Source organism: Parapedobacter indicus, from assembly GCF_900113765.1.
In the GTDB taxonomy this organism is placed as follows: domain Bacteria; phylum Bacteroidota; class Bacteroidia; order Sphingobacteriales; family Sphingobacteriaceae; genus Parapedobacter; species Parapedobacter indicus.
The window spans coordinates 89,526-111,593 of the sequence record NZ_FOQO01000005.1; the positions used below are offsets into that span (position 1 = coordinate 89,526).

Consider the following 22,068-nt stretch of genomic DNA (forward strand, 5'->3'; position numbering starts at 1 on the left):
GGATAATTAAAAACAGGATAAAAAGAGGCCGATTAACACGAACGTCCACTGTCCCCTGGATAAAGCCTCCCGTAAATATTTCAGTGCCTTCGTGATGTAGTTTTCGACCGTGCGGGCAGAGATATCCATTTCTTCGGCAATTTCTGCAATCGACTTGTGCGCAAACCGGCTCATGCGGAAAGCCTGCTGGCATTTGGGAGGCAAAGTTGCTATCCGCTCCTCGATGACGGCTTCCAAATCCGCTACATCCAGCAAATCCGCAGTCATATTCGCATGATGCTGGGCAACGAACAAGGCAAAATGTTCGGCATACCGTCGGCGTACCTTCTCCGATCGGATATGGCTCAAAATTTTATGCTTCGCTGCACTGAATAAATAAGGTTCCAACGCCGTCCTGATGCTAAGGTCGTGCCTGCGCATCCATAAAGAAATAAATATCTCCTGAATGATTTCTTCACTGACCGCCCGATTTTGGATTCTACTGTGCACATAGTGAAGCAATTGCTCGCCCATCTGCAAATAAATCCGTTCAAAAGCGTTTGCGTCTCCGCTTCGTAAGGCTTCCAGCAACTGCGTATTATCGGTATTCTGGGTCATGGCAATTGGTTACTACCGGATCAAACTTAGGTGTTTTTGATGTGATCGCAACTTTTTCCGATATTTTTTTTAAAAAATCAAATTAGCCTGTGTGTATCGTGGGAGTTAGGCGACTTCCTATTAAAGCGGCCCCACAAGCTGCGCGCTGACCATATGAACACAGAAAAATTCAAACGGCTCATTGAGAAGTACCAAAGCGGCGAGCTCACCGGCGAACAGCGGGCCCTGCTGGATCAATGGTTCGACTCCATCGGCGATACCGAACCTGCGCACTGGCCCCCCGATCAACTGGAAGCATTGGGCAGCCGTATTATGGATCGGCTGCAAAACGAATCGCTGCCAACAACAACTCCGCCGCAGCGTTTTCGCCGATGGTTGCCTTATGTTGCCGCAGCGCTGCTTTTATCGGTACTGGGTACCACGTATTATTATTTATCATCGCCTCGCAAACCGCTCCAATCGGCTACTGCAATTGTGCAGGATATCGAACCGGGAGGTAACAAGGCCACCCTCACATTGCCAGATGGACAGACAATCAACTTAAGTACGGAACAAACCGGGGTAATCATTGGTAATGAAATTACCTACGCAGACGGAAGTTCTGTGCTAAATACACGAAATCAAACATTGGACGTGTCGAAACCGCTTTCCCTTTCCACCCCAAAAGGAGGTACGTATCAAATCACGTTGCCCGACGGGACCAGGGTATGGCTCAATTCCGCCAGTACGCTACGTTATCCCCCCCGATTTGACCAATCCGCACGCATCGTTGAACTGGAAGGCGAGGCCTATTTCGAAGTGGTATCTGCTGCTCATAAACCCCGGCCTTTTCGCGTAAAAACCAAAGAGCAAACGGTGGAAGTCCTTGGAACGCACTTTTGCATCACCGCCTATGTCGACGAGTCCGAGACCAAGACAACCCTTGTGGAAGGCGCGGTTAACGTATTCAACTTAAAAACCAATCGGGCCAATCAACTGAAGCCCGGTGAACAAAGCATCATCCGAAATGCCGAAACCGAAATCCGCAATGTAAATACAGAAACCGTAATCGCATGGAAAAATGGAATCTTTTATTTTGAAGAAACACCTTTTGAACAGATGATGAAACAAATAGACCGTTGGTACGATATCGACGTGCACTATCAAGGTGCAGCCCCTAAGGAACTTTTTTCGGGCAAAATGAGCAAAAATGTCAACTTGCAGATCTTTGTCGATTTCCTGAAAGATTCAGGTATCCATTCCCGCATCAAGGGGCGGCAGTTAATAGTTGGAGAGTAATCAATAAATATAGTTAAGAACCCTTTAAACGTATGCCTATGAAACCCATATAAATCAAAAAAACAAAACAGGGAAGTGGTTCCAGCACTCCCCTGCGCCTGTTCGGATGTGCCAATTGATGGCCAATTTTATAAAACGACGTTATAAACTATCCAAAACAATCAAAGTTAATGAAAAATAACTTAGTACGTCCATGGGATGTTCAAACTCCCATGCGAAGAAACCAATTATGCGGTGTTAAGCGCTGGATCATGCACATAAACATTACGACATTATTAGTACTATTGAGCTGTATGCACCTCAGCGCCACCTCACTCTCCCAAACGGTCAGTTTGGATGTAAAGAAGCAATCACTGGCGAATGTATTCAAAGAAGTAGAATCACAAACCGGATACTATGTTCTATATAATGCCCGGGTTATACGATCCGCTACGCCGGTTACTTTCAGGGCCACCAAAATGCCCCTGACCGATTTCCTTGATGCGATATTGGAACAGCAGTCCCTCAAATACACGATCAACGAAAAAACCATACTCGTTAGTCCATCGATGAAAAAAGTAAGGGAAGAAAAGACCGCGGTGCGTGCCTCCATACAGCAGCGCGAGATTACGGGCCGAATCACCAATGGAAAGGGCGAACCCTTGGAGGGAGTTACGGTATCGGCTAAAAACACTTCCGCGATCACAACAACCGACGCGAATGGGAATTACCGCATTTCACTGTCGCCCGAAGAAAAAGCACTCGTATTTACCATCATTGGCTACGAGGACCGGGAAATCCCCATTAGCAGCTCTTCCGTCATCAACACGATGATGACAGAGTCCGTCAGCGACCTGGATGAAGTGGTGGTCGTGGGTTATGGTACCCAACGAAGGGCCGACGTCACCACTGCGGTGGCATCGGTATCGGCAGAAAATATCCAAAATCGGCCCGTTCAGAATTTTGGTGAGGCGATCGCCGGACAAATGGCCGGTGTTCAGGTACAGCAAACCAGCGGGGCACCGGGCGGTGAAAGCTTATCCATCCGCGTCAGGGGTACGGGTTCCATCACCCAATCCAGTGACCCCCTGTATGTGGTCGACGGGTATCCGATGGAAGGAAATGCATTCCGGCTGATCAACCCTTCTGATATCGAAAGCATTCAGGTGCTGAAAGACGCCTCGTCCACGGCCATTTACGGTTCTCGGGGCGCCAACGGCGTTGTCGTCATCACCACAAAAAAAGGACACGTTGGCCCTCCGAAGGTTTCGGTAAATTCATTTGTCGGGTTTCAGCAGCGCGGTAAAGAGGTAGACATGATGAACCGGGACCAATTCGTCCAGTGGCTGATCGATGGCAGAAATGAGGCGTGGTTGGACGCAGCGGTGATTCCCAGCGACCCCGACCAAAGCCCACACACCATCAACGATCCAAACTCCCGGCGGCGCCTCTACCCAAGTGCCACGGGCCAATACATCATCCCCGATGGCACGGGTGGTTATCGCTATAACTTTCTGGACCCTGCCTCGGTCGCCCAGATGCCCGACAATAACTGGCAGGACCTCCTGTACCGGAATGCACTTACCCAACAAAACGAACTGTCGGTAAACGGCGGGTCGGAAAATACACAATATAATTTTTCGGGCAGTTATACGAAGCAAGACGGTATCGTCATCAACACGGACTACCAACGGTTCAACTTCCGGTCTTCCGTCACTTCAAAAGTAACTAAAACCATTGAGCTGGGGATGAACCTCATGGCCTATTCCGCAAACGGGCGCGAACAGGATCAGGGAAAGTATTCGGCGGTGATGTATGCGCTCCAGCTGCCGCCCATCTATCCGATTCAGAACGCAGATGGCAGTTATGGTTCCATGGTGAGGAATCCGGATATACTAGGCGGAGATGTTGCCAGCCCCATGGGTGTCGCCGATTTGGTAAAACTCAACAACAAAAGATATGGCTGGCTGGGTACTCTCTCGGCCGATTGGGAAATTATCGAGGGTCTCAAGTACCGTGTAAGCATCAATGGTGGTATTGAAAACAGCCAAGATAACCGGTTTGAGCCCTCAACGGTAGACCTCGATGCATCCCGGGCACCCCGACCGGCCCTATCAAGGGAAGAAAGGGAAACGGATTACGACTGGGTCATTGAAAATACCCTCAACTACACGAAGACGTTCGCGGATAAACATCAGCTGACCGCATTAGTAGGGTATACTACGCAAAAACACACCGACAGCCAGATAGAGGGTGAGGCCCGGGGATTTGCAAACGACGAGATTGAAACGCTGAACGCCGGCAATATGTATAACTTGACCAGCTCCGCCTCGGAATACTCGATGATCTCGTACCTGAGCCGGGTAAATTACATCTACGATGACCGCTACCTTTTTACAGCTGCGCTACGCAGTGATGGGTCCTCCCGGTTCGGTCTACGCCGTAAATGGGGAACATTTCCTTCTGCGTCCGTTGGCTGGCGGATATCCCAGGAGGAATTCATGCAAAGTGTAGGCGCCATCAGCGACCTGAAAATCAGAGCCGGTTTTGGGATTTCGGGAAACAATCGCATCGGCAACTATTCAGCCATCGGGCTCCTAAGCCCTGGGTATTATCCCGGAGGTGGTACGCTCCAGAATACGGTCGACCCCGAATCGATACCCAATGAAGACCTCGGATGGGAAAAAACCCAACAGATCAATCTTGGCTTAGAGCTGGGGCTGTTTAACGATCGCATCCGGGTGGAAACCGATTTCTATAACAGCCAATCGATCGACCTGTTGCTCGATGTGCAGGTACCCACTATTACCGGCTATGACAGTCAACTGCAAAACATCGGAAAGGTACAGAACAGAGGGGTCGAACTTGCGGTTACAACCCGCAATTTGATTCATGATTTCAAATGGAACACCAATTTCAACATTTCCTTTAACCGGAACAAAGTGTTGGAAGTAGGCCCCGATCGACGGCCTATTTATGCAAGCGCACCCAACGCCAACAATGCGTTCGTGGCGACCATCGGATACCCCATTGCTACGTTCTATGGGTATAAATACGAAGGTGTTTTTACTTCACAGGAGGAACTGGACCGGTATCCACATCTTGCGGCTGATCAAATCGGAGATGGTCGGTATGCCGACGTCAACGGAGACGGAATATTGAATCAAAATGATAAGACCTATTTAGGAAATAATCACCCAGACTTCATTGCGGGCATGACCAACCATTTTTCATATAAGAACTTCTCCCTGGGCATCCAATTCACAGGCTCATACGGAGCGGAGGTTTTCAGCTTTTTCAAACGGATGGTTGGAATTTACCACGGCGATCGGAATGGCATGATTGAACAGGTCAATCGCTGGCGTTCGCCGGAAGATCCCGGCGACGGCATCCACTTCCGGGCCACCCGCAACCCAACAGGCTGGCAACGGGACCCGTCTTCGGCCTGGGTACAGGATGCTTCCTACCTGCGGCTGAGAAACGTAAACCTGGCCTATAATGTAGGTCAAAATCTGCTCGACCGGCTGCACGTCGGTGCCCTTCGGTTATACGTAACGGGCGGCAACCTGTTTACCATCACCAACTACACGGGCTATGATCCCGAGACAAGCAGCGAGGGCGCAGGGTTACAAAAAGGGGGAGATTACCTGGGGTATCCTACTTCCCGGTCCTTTATTTTCGGTATAAACCTCACGCTGTAATGTTTACTCAATCAAACATGTGGATTATGAAAAAGATCATCTTATCACTCGTCATCACACTTATACTGGGGTCCTGTTCCAACGATTTTATCAATTTGGCACCCCCTTCCAATTTGAATTCCAGTACGTTTTACAAAACCCAACAGGACATCAATCAGGCAACGATGTCTGCGTATGCAAGTCTTCGTACCCTTTACAACGGATCGTTCTATCGCTTGGGTGAAATCCGTTCGGATAATACCACCTATTCATGGCTGGCGGGAAATCCCGCCAACGAAAAAGGGATAGATGAATTTGCCGCCCCTTTACTCCCTGAAAATAGCTTTCTTAAAGAGTGTTGGGATGATGGCTATATCACCATTTTGCGGTGCAACCTTGTCCTTGGCCGTAGCGATGCTGCTACCTTCTCCAGCGATTCCGAACCCCTTCGTAACCAGTACAAGGCGGAAGCCAGCTTCATCCGCGCGCTGACCTATTTCTGGTTAAACCGCATATTCGGCGGTGTCGCCCAGAATGGCGAGTTGCTGGGTGTTATCAAGGTTGACAAAGAAATCACGCCTGATGAAGCGTATGAATTGCATCGCGCACCCTTGGAGGAGATCTATGCACTCATTATCGCCGACCTCCAGTTTGCGGAAGCCAACCTTCCGCCCTCGTATTCCGGGAGTGATATCGGGCGGGCAACCAAAGGTGCGGCCACCGCATTACTGGGAAAAGTGTACATGACCATGGCCGGATATCCGCTGAATAAAGGCAACGAATATTACAACCTGGCTATGGAAAAATTTCAGGAAACCGTTGGAAATAGCGCCTATTCACTCGTTGCGGATTATGGCAATCTGTTTGACGTGGATAACAAAAATAACGCGGAGTCCCTGTTCGAAATCCAATACATGAAAGGTTCGCCAGACGGCGATACGGGGAGCCCTTGGAACAATAATTTTGCGCCCCGGTTCTCAAATAAGGAGGTTGTGCTCGTCGGCAACAAAGGTGGCCAAAATGCCCCTACGCAAGACATGTCGAACGCCTACGAAACAGGCGACTCCCGGAAATACGTGTCCATGCGCGACGGCTGGACCAATGCACAGACCGGTGCGTTTGAACGCGACAAATACGTACGGAAATATTACGATGTAGCGACCAGCGGATCCGACAATGGAAATAATTGGATCGAACTTCGGTTAGCCGATATCTATCTGCTGTATGCCGAAGCACTGGTGCGGACAGGCGGGGATAAAACGACCGCTTTGCTTTATGTTAATAAAATCCGGGAGCGTGCGCGGAATACTCCGGGCGACCCGACGATCGAAAAACCGGCCGATCTGCTTGCAGACTACGAGTTGACCGATTTCAGTAACGACGATGCGTTTCTCCTTGCCATTGAAAAGGAACGCCGCGTGGAGCTGGCATTCGAAAACCACCGCTGGTTTGACCTCGTACGCACCGGACGCGCCGAGGAGGTCATGGTCGCCGAACAAAAAGCCGATGGCTTCAATCCGTTTACATGGAGCGACGACATGCTGGCTTACCCGATCCCGATGACCGTTATGCAATCCAATCCGCAACAAATCATTCAGAACAATGGATATACGCAAATGTAATGTTAACTTTATAGGAATGAACAAACTCATTTTATCTGTATCCCTACTCCTGCTGGCAGCTGGAGTACAAGGCCAAACCCGCGATAACGAGCTGACCACCCAAGAGCAAGCCGATGGCTGGCAACTGCTCTTCAACGGAAAAGACCTGACGGGATGGAAAACCACCCGGGGCATTTCACCGAATGAAGACTGGCAGATAGCGGACGGCGTGCTGTCTGTCCGTCCCGAAACCAAAGGTCACCGGGATATCATTTCCGACGAGCAGTACAGCGACTTTGATCTGCGGATTGATTTCAAGATCACCAAAGGCGCCAACAGCGGCATCAAATATTTCTTTACCAATTACGAGGAAGGCGGCTGGCTAGGCCCCGAATACCAGATCATCGACAACCAAAACCATCCCGACGCCAAACTGGGCTTACACGGAAATCGCCAACTCAGCACACTGTATGACCTGCTTCCCGTAACCAATAAGGTAGCAATCAAGGTCGGCGAATGGAACCAGGCCCGGATTGTCGCCCACGGCTCCAAAGTGACTCATTACGTAAACGGTCAGGAAGTATTGACATACGACCGGAAAAGTCCGGAATTTGAACAAGCCCGGGAGTTAAGCAAATTCAAAGAGGTCAAACCAAGCTTTGGCTCCATCAATAAAGGCCACATCCTGTTGCAGGATCATGGCGACGTGGTGTTTTTTAAAAATATAAAAATCAAATCCTTATAAATCAAAGATCATGAACGCAAATTCCAGAAGAGATTTCATCAAAAAGGTCGGCATTGGCACAGCCGCAATTTCCTTGGGAAACAGCCTGTTCAATAACTCAGCCATGGCCGCTTCGGCCAAAAGTTACCGTAACATCATCGGCGCAAATGACCGGATCCGTATGGCAATGATTGGTGTAAACAGCAGAGGAGCCAGCATGAGCGGAACCTTCGCCCGCCAGAAGAATGCAGAAGTTTCTTATGTATGCGATGTGGATGAACGGGCCATTCCGAAAGCCATCAAACGCGTGGCAGAAGCCGGTCAAACCAACACACCGAAATCGGAAAAGGACCTCCGTAATGTTTTAGAGAACAAAGACATCGATGCGATTTACACAGCAACACCCGACCACTGGCATGCTCCCCTTACCATCATGGCCTGTCAGGCAGGGAAGCACGTTTACGTGGAAAAGCCCATGGCGCACAATCCCGCCGAGGGCGAAATGGCCGTTGCTGCCGCCCGAAAGTACAATCGCGTCGTGCAAATGGGTGCACAGCGCCGTTCGGCACCCATCCTTACCAAAGGCATCGAGCTGCTGCACGACGGCATCATTGGCAACGTGTACATGGCCAAAACCTGGTATACGAATACCCGAAAGGAAACATTCCTAAAACCGGGTAGCGTTCCCTCGTGGCTGGACTATGATTTGTGGCAGGGGCCGGCCCCGCGCATGGCTTATCAAGATGGACTGATTCACTACAATTGGCATTGGTTTTGGCATTGGGGAACCGGTGAAGCGCTCAACAACGGCACGCACGAAGTGGATGTAGCGCGGTGGGGCCTTGGGGTCGACTTCCCCACGCGGGTCAGTTCCATCGGTGGCCGCTATCAGTTTCAGGACGACTGGGAAACGCCGGACACGCAGGTTGTCACCCTCGAATATCCAGGGGCCACTCTCCTTTGGGAAAGCAGGAGCTGCAATGGGCGAAACGTGGAAGGCAAGGACCGGGGCATCATCTTCTACGGTGAAAATGGAAGCCTGGACACCGGGGAAGACGCTTACCAAATATACGACCTGAAGGGAAAACTGATCAAAGAAGAAAAAGCGGCGGCCGATGGAAATGCCATGCAGGGACGGAATCTTGCCAGCCCCAGCCTCGGAATGGACAGCATGCATGCGGCTGATTTTCTGGATGCGATCCGTAACGACCGTCGCCCCAATTGCGACATCGAGCTCGGCTACAAAAGCACCGTTGCGATGCTGCTTAGTAACATCGCCTGGCGCGTGGGGCGCGACCTCAAGTTAGATCCCAAAAACGGCCATATCATCGGCGACCCCGAAGCTGCGAAGCTCTGGAGCCGTACGTATGAACCCGGCTGGGAGCCCAAAATATAATTCAGCATTAACTTCGTTTTTTATGGAAATACCCCGCTTTTTGCAGGGTATTTCTTCTTAACTAAAAACAACTCGATGAAACCTTTGATGATCTTATGGCTTTTTTTTAACTTTCAGGTCTTTAATGCGGCCGCCCAAGAACCAACAGTCTTGACAGCCGCCGAAAAAGCCGAGGGATGGGAACTGCTTTTTGATGGAGAAAGTTTTCGCGGATTGCGGAAACTGGCTGAAGGAGGATGGGAAATCAAAGACGGTATGCTTTTGGCAACCCCCATTCCCCATGGAAAACAGATGGACATTATTACCGAAAGACAATTCGGAAATTTTGAACTCACATTTGAGTTCGCCCTTTCAGAAAACACCAATAGTGGCGTTAAGTACTTGGTAACGAACAATTATAAAAGCCAAAAGGGAGCATACCTGGGATTGGAATACCAGATTTTGGACGATATCAATTACCGGTACCCTGAACGGGGCAATTTACGCTCGGTTGCTTCTCTCTATGACCTGATAACTGCCGATCCTGCGAAAACCGTCAGTGCGTTCGGACAGTGGAATACCGCTAAAATTACGGTAAATGGCAACCTCATTACCCATTGGCTGAATGGTGATAAAGTGGTCGAGTATGACCGAAGCACCTCTTCGTTTGCGGCATTGATCCGAGACAGCAAGTACAAAGATTTACAGGGCTTCGGCAAAGCCAAAAAGGGACACCTGCTCTTTCAGAATGAAGGCACGCCGATAGCCTTCAGAAACATAAAGATAAAGGAAATTAAAATCGAGTAACTGCTAAATACAGACACGTATGACAAAGCCAACGGAAAGTTCACGACGGATTTTTTTAAAGAAACTGGGACAGTCAACGGCGGTGATGGCCGTAACCCCTACTGCGTTTTCAACTGCGGCAAACCAGCCGGCATTTCAGTATTTGGATCTCGTTAAAAAGCAGCCCATCGCAGCAAATGATCGGATTCGTATCGCGCTGATCGGAACCGGAGGGATGGGGATCGGCGACATGAATACCGCACTTCAGGTCCCCGGTGTGGAAATTGTGGCTGCATGTGACCTCTATGAGGGACGTCGCATCCGTGCAAAAGAACTCTGGGGCCAACAGCTGTTTGTGACAAAAGACTATCGCGAGATACTGGAACGCGATGATGTGGACGCCGTAATCAATGCAACCACCGACCATTGGCACGAAAAAATTTCGATAGATGCGATGCAGCAGGGAAAGCACGTATACTGTGAAAAGCCAATGGTGCAAAAGGTAGCCGAAGGACACCGCGTCATTGAGGCACAAAAGAAAACCGGAAAAGTCTTTCAGGTAGGCAGCCAGTTCGTGAGTTCCATCATCCATGCCAAGGCAAAGGAGTTGATCAAGGCCGGCGACATCGGCGAGGTAAACTTCGTGGAAGTACAGATTGACCGCCACAGCGCCATCGGCGCCTGGCAGTACTCCATACCGCCCGATGCTTCCCCGGAAACGGTAGACTGGGATACCTACCTGGGGCATGCTCCCAAGCGCCCTTGGGATCCGCTGCGTTTCTTCCGTTGGAGAAACTATCAGGATTACGGCACCGGCGTTGCCGGGGATCTGTACGTGCATATGCTGTCTATGCTGCACTTCGTTCTGGATTCCAAAGGCCCCGAGCGCGTCATGTCAACCGGAGGTCTCCGTTATTGGAAAGACGGCAGGGATGTGCCCGATGTTCACCTCGGCCTATTCGACTATTCCGCCTCCGACACCCATCCCGCATTCAACCTCGCCCTGCGTACGAATTTTGCCAGCGGTGGTGGTGAAAATTATTTATTCCATATTGTCGGCTCGGAAGGTGATATTTCCATTGGATGGGACAATCTCATGGTAAGACGCAACCCCTGGCCCAAGGCCCCAGGCATGTCCATCGGGTCTTTTTCCGAAGCCATGCAGCAAAAGTTTAAAGAAGAATATGCCAAAAAGTATCCGGAACAATATGAAATGGAAGGACCCCGTGAGTTTGTCTTTAAGACGCCCAAAAACTATAAAGGCGACAGGTACGAACACTTTGTGAACTTCTTTGATGCCATCCGAAACGGAAAACAGGTCGTAGAAGACGCCACTTTCGGGCTGCGGGCATGTGGACCAACCGAAGCGGGCAATATCAGTTATTTTGAAAAGCGCATCGTTTCCTGGGATCCCGAAAAAATGCAGATCAAGTCTTAATAGGTTGCAATTTGAAAACGGGCCTATTCATAACCCTGATCCTCTGCATAACGTCGTGTCACACGACCACAACCAAGCATCGGCAGGTAGCGAAAGAAACGATGGTCGAGGTGTTTGAAACTGTCAAAACACCTTACAAATACGGCATTGTACTGGCACCTCCGGATTCGACTAAAATGTTCGACAGCCCGACAATCTTCCGTATGGATAGTACGTGGTATATGACCTACATTGTTTTCGATGGCATGGGCTACGAAACGTGGTTGGCAGAAAGTCCCGATTTGCTCAATTGGGATACCAAGGGCCGCATTCTGTCGTTTACCGATTCAACATGGGATGCCTCGCAAAAAGCTGGATACGTATCGCTAGTCGATATCGAATGGGGAGGTACTTATCAGCCGAAACAGCACAATGGTAGGTATTGGCTGTCTTACCTTGGCGGTTCCGATCACGGATATGAAGCCGGCCAATTAGGCATCGGTTTAGCCTCCACGCAAAACGTCACGGCACCTGCAGAATGGACGCGCAAGCCCACGCCCATTTTGTCTGCATCCGATCCCGATGCGCGATGGTGTGACAACCTGACGATCTATAAAAGTTTAATCATAGAAGATTCGGAAAAAGTCACGGGGTATCCGTACGTTATGTACTACAATGCAAAAGGACAGGAAAAGGATGCAAATGGACAGGGATTCGAAAGCATTGCCATGGCCGTTTCCGACGACTTGGAAAACTGGAAACGCCATGGCGAGCAACCGTTAATTACGATGCACCAGGGTATCTGCGGCGACGCGCAGATCACGAAAATCGATGATCTTTATGTCATGTTTTACTTTGGCGCTTTCTGGCGTCCGGGAGCGTTCGAACGTTTTGCCTGCTCCTATGATCTCATCCATTGGACGCCTTGGGACGGCGAAGACCTGATTGCGCCATCAGAGCCCTATGACAACCAATTTGCGCATAAACCTTGGGTAATTAAATGGAATGGCATCGTCTATCATTTCTACAACGCGGTAGGCGACCAAGGTCGCGTAATCGCATTAGCCACATCCATGGACCTGCGTACAACAACTGAAAACTAATTTTTTGGTTAAAACTATTTATTCTTTTTCATAATATATGCGAACAAATCACGCACCTCCTGGTCGTTTAACGGATCCAATATTCGCTCGGGCATAACCGATAGCGGCAAGGCTTTCATCTCTTTAATCTGCTTAGCTGAGATACTGATTTGCCTGCCAGTAAGGGGCTGAAGCGTGGTAACATCACCCTCTTGTGCCACAATCCGCCCTTCCAGCATCCGGCCGTCTTGGGTCGTAATCTGCTGAATAGTATAACCCTCCCGGATTTCGGCATTGGGGTCTACCACGTTTAGCAGGAAAGTATTCAGGTTGCTGCGCTCATAACCGGTGAGATCAGGGGCCGTGATTCCTCCTTCTTCAAATAAACGGTGACAGATACCGCAGTGTATCGCAAACAGCATGCGTCCCTTCGCTTCATCCCCTTTGCCGGACTGGATCAGACGGGCATAGCGACTCATGCGCGCTTGTTTCTCGTCGGTATCCAAAGGCTTCACATTAGGCCAAATCCGATGGGTGGCCGCTGTAATCTCCGGATCGTTCAGTAGTTGGAAACGGCGCGCTTGTTGATCAAGTATATCCGTCGGACTGATCCGTTTATCTTGCTCGATCAATCGAAATAATTCGCGTGTCCATACCACCCGGGAGGAAGCCATGTCAATTGCCGCAGTCCGCAAGCCGGCATCCGCACGGAAACCCGGATAAGCCTTCAACACCCGCACGCCAATATCGGGTTGGTCATACCGCCGTAAGGCAACGATGGCGGCTTGCTTTAGCGCGTTGCTCACCCGGCCGTTCTCTATCAGGGAAAGCAGTACCGGAATGGAAGAAGGTTGATCGGTCTCTCCCAGAATCTGGACATAAGTAAGACGGTGATCGGCGTCAGCCTGCTCGTCGGCAATGATAGCGAGCGCCTGTTTGACCGCCTGTGGATCCCCTTGTTTAAGAGACAAAGCCAGGGGTCCGCCAAAAAATTCAGCTTGATAGGGCCTCAGGGCCTGGGCAAGTTCAGGTGAAAGGCCGACAACGTCACTGCCGCGCAGGCCTTCCTTGAGGCCACTCACCAGCAGTCTGGTAAATGCCTTATTCGGCGAAAGCTCCATCTGCCGGACAATCGCCGCATAGTTCGCCGCGCCTCCAGCCATCGCATAACGTTGCGACAACCGAGATAGGATGAACTCCTGGGTGGTCGTTTGTTTCCACACAGCCGGGTCCTTAAACAACGATAAAACGAGCTCCCGGTCTGTTTCGGCCTTTGACTCGATCGCCCACCAAATCTGCATGGGTATATCCGGGTCTTTGCTGTCGTCATAATGGGTCAACAGGTTTTTGACAATGGGCATCGCATCCCGGGCAGGCAGGCGCTTGGCTGTAGCAGCCAGCTGACTCCTTACCTCAGCATGTGGCTCAGCAGCAGACAGGCCAATGAGTTTAGCGGAGAGCGTTGGATTGACTTTACCGGCATCCCCCAATAGCCGAATGGCCCAAAGCCTGACATAAGGGTCTGTATGGTTTAGCGCCTCAAGCGCTGTTTTCTCGTCAAAGCCACCACATAGGTTAATCGCCCAAAGTGCTTCCAACGCTGTTTGGCCGTCCGCCTCCTGCCGCAGTAATGGCAACAGCTGCTGAACAGCACGTTGATCCCTATGATTGGCAAACTGCAGCAAGGCCTGTTGGCGGAACCATTTATTAGGGCTTTTCAGCAACTCAATAAGCTGGTCGTTAGTATAATTGCTCAGGTCAAAAGAAGGGTGATGTGCGCCGCTATCTGCTTTGGCCCGGAGCCGATAGATCCGTCCCGAACCCTTGTCCCATGTGTCGCGCGGATCAACGTGTGACAGGCGGCTGTCATACCAATCTGCCATGTATACAGCTCCATCGGGGCCGGCAATGATGTTAACCGGTCGAAACCAATGGTCTTCCGTCTCGATGATTCGTTTTTCATCAATGTTCTTCAGCGAGGATCCATCCGGTTCGATACGGGTGAGCTGTACGTAGTTGAGCAGCGGGTTGACCGCAATTAATTTGCCCTCATAAGCAGTTGGCAGCTCACCTCCTTCATAACGGATCAACGAATGTGTAAAACGGGATTTATCTCCCTGAAGAGCCATATTGGGAAGATTGCCAAACGTATACGGATTCATATACGGTCCGTGTTTGCCAAGGCTGCGCGGATAAAACCCTCCTTGCTTGAAATTGGGCCCCCGATCGTAGGCATTATTACCTGAAAAAATACGGCCCTTACTATCGAATTCAATATTAAATGTATTCCCACCACCTTCCGCAAACACTTCGAAAACCTCCGTATCCGGATGATAGCGCCAGATCACTTGCCCTTGAAAGGCGACATTCTTCGATACAGATGAACTGACATTGGCGGTTGTTGTGCTTCCTTGCGCGCCATATAGCCAGCCATCTGGACCCCACCGGAGGCTATTTGCGACGGCGTGTGTGTCTTCCAGACCAAATCCCTGCAATTTAACTTCTGGCTCGGCGTCCGGAATTCCGTCGCCATTTTTATCCGGGTATGCCAATAGGTAGGGCGGATTAAGCACCCAGATCCGCCCTCTCCCCGTAACCACGCTGGTGGCAATATTCAATCCGGTAATCGCATCGGTAGATCGGTCGAATACCCCATCGCCGTCGGTGTCTTCAAAGAAGGTGATTTTGTCGGCTCCTCGGGCACCCTGGGGCGGGGCAGCAGGCAGCTTGTCAAACTGTACCCGTAGATAATTGTCAACACTGACGATTTTGACGCCATTTGGATACGGATACTGATGATATTGCACGACCCACAGACGGCCCCGATGATCAAAGCTCAACTCCACCGGCTGGGTTATTTGCGGCTCCGACAATACGAGGTCAAGGGCAAGATCTTCCGGAAAATGGAAATTTTTCAACGCATCTTCCGGAGGAGTGGCCCGGGAAGAGTCCGTCAGAGCTCCCAGCCCTTTAAATGCTTCCAAGTATCGGGCTACGTCTTCATTCGCGGCCATTTCGCTAATGCTTTTTGCGTCCGATTGCCTATCGCCCCGACAGCCTATCAGAATGGATAGCATGCCTATCAATACGAAAGGGATCGCCCATTTCCGGGTTGTAAATTTTAAATTCGTGCTCATTCACCTCGTTGTTTGTTCATGGATTTTCATTCGTCTTATCAATATAAATAGGTCGCTTAAAATGTTTGGCAATAAACTCGCACGATGCGATACCGTTAATTTCATGCCCGCCGTTAAAATAAGCGATACTGGTCATTTCCGGTCGGCGGAGCCAATCGTATAATCGGTTGACTTTGGCATATTCGAATGCGACCATTTCATCGATGCCTACCCCATCGTCGTGCCCACGTTCTACCATGAACGCTCGGGGTGCGATAAGGGCCACCATTTCCCCGTAATTGAATGTCCTGCCTAGATTAAAATCGAACATTTCATATTCGGGGTTTAACATATAGCTGTTTGCCCAGTCGGTCGTCGCGTTTTTCCAGATCCACTCGTTAAAGTCGCCAGAACAAATGGATAAACGGTAACCATCCAACAGGGCCGGTACGCGCACGGCGACTTTCCCACCCCAAGAAAGCCCATACAGCCCGATCCGGCTGGTATCCGTGGAAGGCTGTATAGCCAGCCAGTCGAGGATTCGTTCGTGCTGACTGAGAATGATTGAAAAGACAGAAAGGCCCAAAGGGTTCGCTTTCCGCTGAAGATCCCGATACGCCTTTCCGCCGCGCCAAGGGAAATGTGGGGCAAAGACAATGTAGCCACTGTTTGCCAGCACCTTAGCTATTCCGTTGTATGGGCCTTCGTCATTGAGTACGTCCGACGGCAGTCCACCGCCACCATGCTGTACCACCACAACCGGTCTTTTTTCACCGGGCCGCAGCCCTTTTGGAAGCAGGTAATACCCCCACACGAAGATGCCGGGGGCAACATCCAATGTCACTTCGTAACCCACCCACTTGGGTTCATCCAGGATCTTTCGCGTTTTGGGGTGCATGGGCATCCCGGAGTCTGGTAGCTTCCCGATAATCTCATTCCACAGGTAATGTTTGTACGGTTGAATGTCTTTGCCCCACTGTTCGGGTGATGAAGAGGACAACCGTTCCCAGAAAAACTGATCTCGATCATGCCGCGACGAACGGATTAGACCCTGCGTAAACTGTTCCATTTCTGCAAGCTGGCGCAGTTGCCGTTGGCGCGGGTCAAAATCTGCCCGCATTTCGGAAGGAGGTTCTCCGGGTGATTGCAACGCCTGCATACCGGGGATTAGTTGCTGCACAAACAAGTGCACGCCCGATTCGCCGAGACGGCTGAACGGTTTACCATCGTCTGCAGATAACGCCAAAAAAGAACCATATGCACCCGCCAGCCTTCTAGCCCGATTTACTTCGTCATGTACATTGGCATAAGAAGCCGTCGACAACACACCGGGAGCCGCGGACGCACCCAGACGTGGCGGCCCCGGTCTGGGCGGGGGCGGACCCAGTACTTGGGGAGATTGTGAATAGTCAATAACCAACTTCCTTGGGGCAATCAAACTGGCAATTTCCGCATCACCAAACTCGGGTAACAAACGAAACAGGTTCCGGTAGATCGGCTCCTGCCAAAGGCTGTCGCGCTTCCCGAAATAACCACTCACGAGCGCCGCATCAATACGGGTATCTACCGCAGCACTATAAAATGCCAATAGCCCCCCTTCTCCCCACCCCGCAACGCCGATAGGAATGTCCGCTTTCTGATTTTCCTGCTCAAACCAGTTGACGGCTGCCAGCACTTTCTGGACTTCAAAGCCGATAATATGGCGGCCGAAGGTATATGCCTGCCGATAAATCCACTCGCGGTGCGGTTGGTTCGTAAATCTATTCAACCGCCTGCTGCCCGAAGCTTCGTCAGACCGATCGATAACGACCGGAACAATCACCTGACAACCGTTCTCCGCCAGCCGACGCGCATATTGATGCACAGGAGCGAGTCCGGGCGCGGTGCCAATCAACTGCTCAGGCGTTTCATCGGCATCAGGAAGGACAACCACACGGGCGCGTATCGGTCCCTTGGGCTGTAACAAAAGACCTTCACCGTGAATCTCAGCAAACACCCCCCATTGTACAGCATATGCTGTGAAAAGGGGATTGTCAGCTGCATTAGCTGGAGTCGATGTAGTAGAAAGATAAGCCATCTCCACGTTCCCGGCAACGGAATCGGCCAGGCCAATGATTCGACCAAGTCGGGAACGGTTGGCAAAGACGGATTCTTCATACGCGTGCTGATTGGAGAAATCGCGCTTCCAAAGACTAGCCCTTCGGTCCGCTGCTTCGGCCAATGCACCGTCTAAGTAATGTCCAATCCCTTCGATCATGAGGTCCGACAGATCCCTGTTTTCTGTCAACGGGGTGCTACCCGCGAGCGTAGGCGCGGCCTTGGATTCAGAAGGCTCTTGGGGAAACCCGATCGAAGCGAGGGACACCCACACAACCACAATTAAAATCAGCGACTTTGTTTTCCACATATCCGGTAACGTACGAGAACCGACTGCTCAATATAGTCGGATTCCTCCGATAAGACTACTATTTTTCTCTCTGATCCTGATACCATTTTTCCTTTCTTAGAGCCCGATGCGACAACCCTTGCAGTTAATCGCCGCTAACGACCTGATTGTGTTCAATCACAACTCCCTGCGCGTGATTGACAATGGCACCATCCTTCCCCTTGCCAACTTGGTTCTGGCGGATCACTGTATACGCGCAATCGCCGTTCAACACAATTCCCGCAGCCATTTCAGGATCGGCCTTTCCGTCAATCAAGCAATCGGTCACTTGCACATGAGTACTGTGTGCAATGCGTATACCGTTGTATCGTGCATTGTAGATGTGAGAGCCTCTGACCGTTACCATTTGGCTATTTGCAATGACGACGGCACCTCCGTCGGTCTCATTGCCATAACCCGTTCCGTCGATGATGTTATCGTTCAGCGTGATGTGATTTGCACGATCAATGCTAATACCCCCTGGCGCATCAACCTGCGACGTGTAATAATCATCGTTATGATCAAAAAGATTGTTATTGATCAATATATTTTTACTGTCGACTATTTTTACATGACGGTCATAACCGCGCATAAAGGTATTACCCGTTACGGTGATCCCCCGACAGTGGTCTAAATGAATGTTCACTGCTTGGTTACCGATGTGATTATCGGATATACTCCATAAACCGATCTTGTCTGCGTTGCCGGGGACACCCGTAAAGCGTATGTTGGCTCCGTCGGGACTATGGATCGCCTGAATCGTGTTACCGACAATGGTCCCTTCCCGCACACTACCCCCCTGTGAGCAGTCGACCCAAATATCCGCAGAAACTTCTCCTTCAGGATCGCAATTGTACTCGATGTCATTACCCGTGATCTGGAAGTTACGGATTTCCCCGCCACGGACCTTGATTCCCCCTTGTTGACAATAACTGATGTGGCTGTCGCTGACGATCATTTGATGGATATTCACGTCGTCTAGGTAAATGCCAACGCCCCGAGCATGGTAAATGTGGCATGCATCGATGAGTACATTCCGATTTCGCGACAAAAGATGAATTCCGTATCTAACATCACGAATCAATACACCCGTCAGAACGGGCATGAAGGTGTTTACAAGGGCAATGCCATCCGCCTCCGCATGTGCTCCGATAATCTCAATTGCCGTTACTGTTGGCATACGCTCTTTTTCCCAAGTAATTGGCTTTACAGAGGCGGGTAGTGCCGACCCTTTATCGTGCGATCCAACAATCCGTAGCGCGGGCCCTGCTCCTGCCATCACAATCCGGGCACTCCCTCCTTTTCCCGAAATGCCCAGCGTACCGACTTCAGCAAGATCAATCTCCAGGGTTTCCGTAATCCGGTAGCTTCCTTTGGGAAACTCGAGCAGACCGTCCTTTGCATGGATAATGGCCTTACGGATGGCGTCCGTGTCGTCTATCTTTCCGTCGCCTTTGGCGCCGAAATCCTTGACATCGGTGGCCCACGCCGTCAGCGGAACAATCACGGAGATTAAGACACGAAATAGCAAACGTGCTGAAAAAATGGATGTATTATGCATAGTACTTATTTTTGTTAGGGCCAGTTGAGGTGTTCGTGAAGGAAGGCAAAGGAACCTTCACTTTTCATCGAATGACCTCCGTTGAAATATTCAATATACGTTTTGTCTCCAAGATTAAACTGGTCGTATAGATATTTTACTTTCGCAAACTCGTAGGCGACCCAGGCATCGGGCTGAACCAGGTCATCGTGACCACGCTCTACCATAAACGGTCTCGGAAAGATTAGGTAGGCCATTTCCGCATAGCTAAACGTGTTCCCCATGTTAAAGTAAGACATCTCCCATTCGGGCGTGTTTATAAAGCTTCCCTTGTAATAAGCATCGGTAACTTTCCGGGTCCAATCCCCGAAATCCCCGGAACAGATTGATAAGCTGTAGCCCTCCAGTACAGCCGGAAGGCGCATGGCCGCTTCGCCACCGTAGCTGATGCCGTAGAACCCAATACGCTTTGCATCGACAAAAGCAAGGTCAGACAGCCATTTTAATGTTTGCTCATGCTGAGATATAATAAAAGAAAAAAGGGTCTTCCCGAGGGCATTTGCTTTGCGATCAAGCCACCGATACCGATCCTCTCCGCGGTAGGGGTTGTAAGGTGCGTACACGATAAAACCTTGGTCTGCCAACCTGGCTGCCACATCGTTGTATGCGGAATGGTTTCCTTCTACCAACTGCTGCGGAATTCCGCTCCTACCATGCTGTGTCACCACAACCGGACGCTTTTCACCCGGCTGCAAATCTTTGGGGATAAGGAGAATTCCTGCTGCAAAAAGATGGGGATACACCTCAAGTTCCACCTCATAACCCGTCCATCTTTCGCGATCGTATTTCTTTCGGGTTTTTGCATGGGGAGCTAACATGTCATCCTCAAACCTGCCCAGGATTTCTTCCAGAAAATATCGACGATATTCCTTCGTTGCTTCGATAAACTTCTCGGGTGACTGGTAGGCATGATAAAGCCTGGAGCTCCAAGATTTTGTCGGCCATTCCGGCATTGCCCTATGCAGAAAAAAAGCATTTCGCTCATCATCAGACACCCGCATCAACCATTGGACATGGTCTTCCAGTTCTTTTGCCTGCTGCTGTTGCCTTCCGGCTACATCAACAAACCGCCGATGGTCTGTAGGAATCTTGTCGGAAGCAATGATGGGTGACGAAAAACCCAACACAGCCGCCAGTCTCGTCAACGCTTTCGTGGAGCCAAATGGTAACGGTTCGTCCTTTTCGCCGGCAATCAAATACCGGGTCTGGAATCCGGGAGGTACCAATTCTTCCAGGCGGTGATATTCTGCGGACACGCTGGCAAAGGCGGGGGTTCGCAGCTGACCTTTGTAGCCGGTAAATGGGAAACCATTAAGCTGAGAAGGCTGCCTTGCCCAAGCCGCTACTTCATCCCGTATGGCTTGTATGTTACTGTACTCAATTACCAATGGTCGGGGAGCAATAAGAGTGGCAAGTTCAGCATCTCCAAATTCCGAAAACCCTCCGAAAACGTTGCGATAAAGCGGTTCATCCCATGCGTTTTTATGGGTATCGAAATAACCACTGACAAAAGTCGCATCGATCCGACTGTCGATCGCCGAGCTATAGAGCGCCAACAGTCCCCCTTCACCATATCCGGCCACACCTATCTTCGTGCCTGCGGGCAACGACTCTTTGAAATAATCAACCGCTGAACGGATCTTTTCCACTTCGTACCCGATGATGTGGCGCCCCATATGAAAGGATTGCCGATAAATTCTTTCTCGAAAAGTCTGTTGCTTAGTCGTTCCGGGGAAGAGTAAATTTCGACTGATCAGTAACGGCACCAGTACCGTAAACCCGTTCTCAGCGAGGTGCCTAGCAAATTGCGATTCAGGCGGCACTCCCGGAGCAAGACCCACAAACTGCTCGGGTGACTGATCAGCATCCGGAATCGCAATGACACATGCCACCGTCTTTCCTTTTGGCTGAATCAAGAGTCCTACGCCCGTCACCCGGTTCAAGACCGGCCATCTCACTTGATAGATTACATACTTCCCGGTTTCGGCGATTACAATCGAGTCTCCCACCGCAGCGATTTTATCCATAGCCGCCCCCGGCCGCTTGTCTTCCCATCCGGTGTTGTAATTTACGGGTGGTTCACTGGAATCTTCGACACCAAGACGCGCCATCAACCGTTTCCGATTGGGCTCGATAGATGCGCGATACGACGCGGTTGAACTGAAATCTCGCTTCCAATACTGAGCTCGTTGACTCTCCGCTTCATCGAGCTTTTTGTCAATGAATAAATGTGCTTCATCCAACATCCGCGCAGACACATCGCCCTCCCACGTCAATGGATTGGTCCCCGGCATAACAGGGGGCATCGCTGTAAACTTGTAAGAGACCGTGTCGGTTTCGTCTTTTTGAAATGCGGCAGCTGCCGAGCCTATCAACAGGTAAGCCCAGAATAAACAAATTCTTCTCAT

The 22,068-nt window shown here is 50.5% G+C and carries 13 protein-coding genes; 8 read left to right on the top strand and 5 right to left on the bottom strand.

Features of this window, described 5'->3' with window-relative positions:
• Positions 1 to 6: 6 nt before the first annotated feature.
• Entirely contained in the window at positions 7 to 597 is a 591-nt protein-coding gene (locus BMZ56_RS11370; protein WP_090626721.1) for an RNA polymerase sigma-70 factor, read from the bottom strand.
• A 153-nt stretch (positions 598 to 750) separates the two neighbouring features.
• Here BMZ56_RS11370 and BMZ56_RS11375 point away from each other — a divergent pair, with 153 nt between their 5' ends.
• The 8 genes from BMZ56_RS11375 to BMZ56_RS11410 all read left to right on the top strand — a co-directional run bounded on the left by BMZ56_RS11375 (position 751) and on the right by BMZ56_RS11410 (position 12,540).
• Positions 751 to 1,875: a FecR domain-containing protein gene (locus tag BMZ56_RS11375; RefSeq protein WP_090626722.1), complete on the top strand. Its 1,125-nt coding sequence runs from the start codon at positions 751 to 753 to the stop codon at positions 1,873 to 1,875.
• Between the two features lie 170 nt (positions 1,876 to 2,045).
• The gene (locus BMZ56_RS11380) at positions 2,046 to 5,555 is read left to right on the top strand and encodes a TonB-dependent receptor (RefSeq protein ID WP_218146544.1); all 3,510 of its coding nucleotides are present in this window, start codon (positions 2,046 to 2,048) and stop codon (positions 5,553 to 5,555) included.
• A gap of 26 nt (positions 5,556 to 5,581) precedes the next feature.
• The gene (locus BMZ56_RS11385) at positions 5,582 to 7,156 is read left to right on the top strand and encodes a RagB/SusD family nutrient uptake outer membrane protein (RefSeq protein ID WP_090627225.1); all 1,575 of its coding nucleotides are present in this window, start codon (positions 5,582 to 5,584) and stop codon (positions 7,154 to 7,156) included.
• A gap of 16 nt (positions 7,157 to 7,172) precedes the next feature.
• Positions 7,173 to 7,880 carry a 3-keto-disaccharide hydrolase gene (locus BMZ56_RS11390; RefSeq protein WP_090626724.1) on the top strand — a complete coding sequence of 236 codons (708 nt, stop codon included), beginning with the start codon at positions 7,173 to 7,175 and terminating at the stop codon, positions 7,878 to 7,880.
• 10 nt (positions 7,881 to 7,890) lie between these two features.
• A complete protein-coding gene (locus tag BMZ56_RS11395; protein ID WP_090626725.1) occupies positions 7,891 to 9,255 on the top strand; it encodes a Gfo/Idh/MocA family protein in 1,365 nt (454 codons plus the stop codon).
• Positions 9,256 to 9,330: 75 nt separating this feature from the next.
• Entirely contained in the window at positions 9,331 to 10,041 is a 711-nt protein-coding gene (locus BMZ56_RS11400) for a 3-keto-disaccharide hydrolase (RefSeq protein ID WP_090626726.1), read from the top strand.
• 19 nt (positions 10,042 to 10,060) lie between these two features.
• Complete coding sequence (locus tag BMZ56_RS11405) at positions 10,061 to 11,458, top strand: Gfo/Idh/MocA family protein (protein WP_090626727.1); 1,398 nt, start codon at positions 10,061 to 10,063, stop codon at positions 11,456 to 11,458.
• A gap of 11 nt (positions 11,459 to 11,469) precedes the next feature.
• The gene (locus BMZ56_RS11410) at positions 11,470 to 12,540 is read left to right on the top strand and encodes a glycoside hydrolase family protein (protein ID WP_177195133.1); all 1,071 of its coding nucleotides are present in this window, start codon (positions 11,470 to 11,472) and stop codon (positions 12,538 to 12,540) included.
• A 14-nt stretch (positions 12,541 to 12,554) separates the two neighbouring features.
• On the opposite strand, the gene BMZ56_RS11415 is transcribed toward BMZ56_RS11410, so the two are convergent.
• From BMZ56_RS11415 to BMZ56_RS11430, 4 genes are all read right to left on the bottom strand, one after another.
• Complete coding sequence (locus tag BMZ56_RS11415; protein WP_218146545.1) at positions 12,555 to 15,656, bottom strand: DUF7133 domain-containing protein; 3,102 nt, start codon at positions 15,654 to 15,656, stop codon at positions 12,555 to 12,557.
• 16 nt (positions 15,657 to 15,672) lie between these two features.
• Positions 15,673 to 18,042: a dienelactone hydrolase family protein gene (locus BMZ56_RS11420; RefSeq protein ID WP_090626729.1), complete on the bottom strand. Its 2,370-nt coding sequence runs from the start codon at positions 18,040 to 18,042 to the stop codon at positions 15,673 to 15,675.
• Between the two features lie 124 nt (positions 18,043 to 18,166).
• Positions 18,167 to 19,621, bottom strand: coding sequence for a right-handed parallel beta-helix repeat-containing protein (locus BMZ56_RS11425; RefSeq protein ID WP_090626730.1), 1,455 nt, complete (start codon positions 19,619 to 19,621; stop codon positions 18,167 to 18,169).
• Between the two features lie 14 nt (positions 19,622 to 19,635).
• Positions 19,636 to 22,068 carry an alpha/beta hydrolase family protein gene (locus BMZ56_RS11430; RefSeq protein WP_090626731.1) on the bottom strand — a complete coding sequence of 811 codons (2,433 nt, stop codon included), beginning with the start codon at positions 22,066 to 22,068 and terminating at the stop codon, positions 19,636 to 19,638.